At 75.2% G+C, this 4,302-nt stretch carries 5 protein-coding genes and 1 pseudogene; all 6 read right to left on the bottom strand.

What is annotated here, in order from left to right; all coding sequences use genetic code 11:
• A partial coding sequence (locus JWQ92_RS15830) for an AAA family ATPase (protein ID WP_297345427.1) occupies nt 1–593 on the bottom strand: 593 nt, incomplete at its 3' end.
• Nucleotides 594–603: 10 nt separating this feature from the next.
• Complete coding sequence (locus JWQ92_RS15825; protein ID WP_297345426.1) at nt 604–1,521, bottom strand: NAD kinase; 918 nt, start codon at nt 1,519–1,521, stop codon at nt 604–606.
• The gene (locus JWQ92_RS15820; protein WP_297345425.1) at nt 1,511–2,332 is read right to left on the bottom strand and encodes a TlyA family RNA methyltransferase; all 822 of its coding nucleotides are present in this window, start codon (nt 2,330–2,332) and stop codon (nt 1,511–1,513) included. Before JWQ92_RS15820 ends, JWQ92_RS15825 begins: the two co-directional genes overlap by 11 nt.
• Nucleotides 2,329–2,460 (bottom strand): hypothetical protein, encoded by a 132-nt coding sequence (locus tag JWQ92_RS15815; protein WP_297345424.1) that lies wholly within the window; start codon nt 2,458–2,460, stop codon nt 2,329–2,331. Before JWQ92_RS15815 ends, JWQ92_RS15820 begins: the two co-directional genes overlap by 4 nt.
• A 9-nt stretch (nt 2,461–2,469) precedes the next feature.
• Nucleotides 2,470–3,483 carry an HAD-IIA family hydrolase gene (locus tag JWQ92_RS15810; RefSeq protein WP_297345423.1) on the bottom strand — a complete coding sequence of 338 codons (1,014 nt, stop codon included), beginning with the start codon at nt 3,481–3,483 and terminating at the stop codon, nt 2,470–2,472.
• Nucleotides 3,480–4,302 (bottom strand): annotated as a pseudogene (locus tag JWQ92_RS15805) (hypothetical protein); the annotation flags it as partial. The gene JWQ92_RS15810 and the pseudogene JWQ92_RS15805, both read right to left, overlap by 4 nt.

The raw sequence follows: 4,302 nt of genomic DNA, 5'->3' as shown, positions 1-4,302 counted from the left end.
AGCTCGCCGGCCTCCGCCGCGCGGGCGTCCCGGTCGCCGGTGAGGTGCTCGAGCTCGGCGCGGTCCGCCTGCCACCGGCGCCACACCTGGCCGTAGTCGGCGAGCAGCCCCGCGACCGCGGAGCCGGCGAAGCGGTCCAGCATCTCGCGCTGCGCGGCGGGCGACTTCAGCCGCAGCTGCTCCGACTGCCCGTGCACCGCGACGAGCTCGTCGCCGAGGTCCTGCAGCACCCCGACCGGCACGGACCGACCGGCCACCGCGACGCGGCTCCGGCCCTCCGCGGTGAGGGTGCGGCTGACCAGCAGCTCGGCCTTGCCGTTCCCGATCGGCTCGAGCTCTCCCCCGGCCTCCGCGACGCGGTCGGCCACGGGACCGGTCTCCGGGACCACCCAGCGGGCCTCGGCGACCGCGTTGCCGGCGCCCCGCCGCAGCATCCCGGAGTCCGCCCGGCCGCCGAGCAGCAGCCCGAGCGCCGTGATGACCATGGTCTTGCCCGCGCCGGTCTCGCCGGTCAGTGCCGTGAAGCCCGGGCCGAGCGGCAGCGTCGCCCGCTCGATCACCCCGATGCCCCGGATCGTGATCTCCTCGATCATCGTCCCGGCCTCATGCGGCGGGGCCGCGCCATCCCGCGACCGGGAGGTCGAACTTCCGCACCAGGCGGTCGCCGAACCGGTCCGTCGAGCGGTGCAGGCGGGCGAGTCGTACCGGGGTGTCGGATGCGCCGACCTCGACGCGCGCACCCACGGCGAGGTCGAACGTGCGGCGGCCGTCGCACCAGAGCACGCCTGTGCCGTCGGTGCGCCTCAGCACCTCGACCGCGAGCACGGAGGTGGGCGGGACCACGAGGGCGCGCGCGAACAGCGCATGGGCCGACAGCGGCACCATCAGCATCGCGTCGACTGTCGGCCAGACGACGGGTCCGCCGGCGGAGAACGAGTAGGCCGTCGATCCGGTCGGCGTGGCGACCACGACGCCGTCGCATCCGAAGCTCGACAGCGGGCGGCCGTCGACCTCGATGACGACCTCGAGCATCCGCTCGCGCGCCGCCTTCTCGACCGTCATCTCGTTCAGCGCCCAGTCGGTGTGGACGACGTCGGAGTCCTGGTAGACCCGCACCTCGATCGCCAGCCGTTCCTCGACGTCCCACGCCCGATCGACGACGCGGCGGATCGTGTCCCCCAGGTCGTCCCGCTCGGCCTCCGCGAGGAAGCCGACGTGACCGAGGTTCACGCCGAGCAGCGGCACGGATGTGCCGCGCACGATCTCCGCGCCGCGAAGGATGGTGCCGTCGCCGCCGAGCACGACGACGAGCTCGAGGTCCTCCACGGCCACGTCGGTGCCGAGCAGCGCGACCGCGCCCGCGAGATCGCTGACGGCCGCGAGGTCGCGGCGCTCCCGCTCCATGCAGACGGGCGTCACGCCGCCGTCCTCGAGCAGGCGGAGCACGGTGAGGGCGGCGTCGAGGGTGTCGCGCCTGCCCGTGTGGGCGATCACGAGGACGTACCGGCGGTCATCGGCCACGTGCTCCCCCTTCGACTCCGGCGGTGGCCTCGCGCACCCGCTCGTCCCATCCTCCCGGATCCGAGCCGAGCGCGGGCCGCAGGTGCACGAGCGCCTCCCGGTTGCCGTGGGTGCCGACGACCGGCGAGCCGAGGACGCCGGTCGTGCCGAGGCCGACCGCCCAGGCGGCCGTGAGCACCCCGCGCACCGCCTCCGCGCGGTCGCCGGCATCGGGCACGAGGCCCCCGCGAACGCGTTCCCGCCCGACCTCGTACTGCGGCTTCACGAGGCAGACGACGTCACCGGCGGGCGCCACGACCGCGGCGATCGCGGGCAGCACGTGCACGAGCGAGATGAACGAGAGGTCGGCGACCACGAGCGACGGCGGCTCGGCGTCCCCCACGAGCTCGGTGAGGCGCTCGGCGGTGAGCGCCCTCGCGTTCTCCCCCTCGATCACGACGACCCGCGGATCGGCGCGGAGCTCGGGGACCAGCTGGTCGTGGCCCACGTCCAGCGCGATCACGCGGCGGGCGCCCCGCTCGAGCAGCAGGCCCGTGAAGCCGCCGGTCGATGCACCGACGTCGAGGGCGAGCCGACCGGTCGGAGCCAGCTGGAACGCGTCGAGCGCCGCCTCGAGCTTCGCGCCGGCACGGCTGACGTGCCGGGGCTGCGCCAGCTCCAGCACCGCGCCGTCCGCGACCTTCGTCGCCGGTCGCGTGACGACGATCCCGTCGACGCGGACCGCGCCGTCGGCGACGGCCCTGGCGGCGGCCGTCCGGGAGCGGGCGAGGCCACGGGCGACGAGCGCGAGGTCGAGACGTGCCTCGGTCATCCCGCCGCTGGCACGGCCTCGAGGCGCGCGAGCAGCTCGGCGTGCAGGGCCAGGTAGGCGTCCGCCCGATCGCCGGCCGGCAGCGCCTCGATCGCGGCGACGGGGAGGGACGGGAGCGACTGGGTCACGGGGCGACCTTACCGAGCGGCGAGGACGGCGTCCGGCACGTCGAGGGACCAGGCGGAGACCTCGGCCGACCAGACGGCCTGCGCTGCCGCGCGCAGCAGGTCGACGGGATCCCCGGGCTTGACGACCTCGATGCGGCGGCCGTCGATCCGCACGACGGCGTCCCTCGAGCGGAAGCCGCCGGCCGCGGGCCGCACCTCCGGGTAGGGCTCGACCAGGCCCCGGAGGTCGGCGAGCAGGAACGGCGGTCGTGCGCGCTCGGGCGCTGCGAGCACCTCGCGCGGCCCGTCGATCCCGGTGAGCACGAGCGCGGACGGCATCCCGGCGGCGTTCGCGCCGGCGATGTCCGTGTCGAGACGGTCGCCGACGAAGAACGGATGCTCGGCGGAGAACCGCTCGACGGCCGCGTCGAAGAGCGGCGTCTCCGGCTTCCCCGCCACGATCGGCATCCGCCCGACGGCGGCGTGCACGGCGGACACCAGGGTGCCGTTGCCGGGGGCGATGCCCCGCTCGACGGGGATCGTCCAGTCGGTGTTGGTCGCGACCCACAGCCGGTCGGGGTCGGCGAGGGCGAAGGCCGCCTCGGCGAGGTCCTTCCACCCGAGCTCGGGCGCGAAGCCCTGCACGACCGCGTCCGGCTCGTCGTCGGCCGAGGCGACGACCTGGAACCCCGCCGCCTCGACGACCGACGTCAGTCCGTCGCCGCCGATGACGAGGATCCGAGCTCCCGGCGCGAGCCGGTCCGCCAGCATCCGCACCGCCGCCTGGGGCGAGGTCACGACGTGGTCGGCCTCGACCTCGAGTCCGAAGCCGCGCAACTGGTCGGCGACGGCCTCCGCCCGCCGTGAGGCGTTGTTGGTGATGTAGCCCACCGTCACGCCCGAGGCGCGCACGGCCCCGAGCACGTCGACGGCGTGGGGCAGTGCGTCGCGGCCCCGGTAGACGACCCCGTCGAGGTCGAGCAGCAGCACGTCGGCGCCCTCGATCGGGTTCGCACCGTCGGCCGACCGACGCCGGAGCTTCACGACTCCGGCTCGTCCTCGGCCTCGACGGTGATGGCGACGGACGTGCCCTCCTCACCGACCTCGTCGAGCAGCGCGGCGGCGCGGGTCGCCCGCCGGTTCCAGCGCTCGGTCTCGTCGGCGTCGCCGAGATCCTCGTGGACGGCGGCGAAGGCGAGGAACAGCTCCGGCGACCACTGATGCACCTTCGTCAGGTCGACGGGGGCGCGCTCGAGCTCGTCGAGGGCGGCCCGCGGATCGCCCTGATCGAGCCGGGCGCCGGACATGGCGATGGCCAGACCGACCTGCGCCTCGAGGGGCAGGTGCTCGCGATCCACGGAGCGGCCCAGCTCGAGGGCACGGTCCGGACGTCCGACGCCCCGCTCACTGTCCACCATCAGGGCGATCTGGTCGTCCGAGCCGGAGATGCGGCGGAAGGTGCGGAGCTCCCGCAGCGCGAGCGCGAAGTCGCCGATCGCGTAGGAGGTGATCGCGAGGCTCTCGCGCACGATCGCGATGCGGCCCGCACGCTGCGCCGCGGCGAGGGCGTGCTTGTGGGCCAGCTCGGGGTCGTCGTCGATCAGGCGGGCCGCCATCACGAGGTGCCGCGCGACCTGGTCGGCGTTCTCCTTGGTGAGGGTCTTCAGCTCGATGCGCGCAGCACGGTCGAGATCGGCCGGACGCACGTCCTCGGGGATCTCCGGCTCCTCGCGACGGGGCCGCAGGTCGTCCCCATGAGCCGCACGGTCCGGAGGGGGCCGGCGGTCGTCGCGAGGGCCGGCGGCGTGCCGACTCCGGTCACCGGGGGCGCGCACGACGGGCCGGCCGGCGTCGCGGGTGCTC

The sequence above is a fragment of the Amnibacterium sp. genome (assembly GCF_025463795.1).
In the GTDB taxonomy this organism is placed as follows: Bacteria; Actinomycetota; Actinomycetes; order Actinomycetales; family Microbacteriaceae; genus Amnibacterium.
Note: the sequence above shows the minus strand (reverse complement) of the source record. Positions and strands in the feature narration are given on the sequence as shown.

Coding starts and splice junctions, on each gene's coding strand:
- JWQ92_RS15820 (WP_297345425.1), bottom strand. CDS start 2,332: ATGACCGAGGCACGTCTCGACCTCGCGCTCGTCGCCCGTGGCCTCGCC.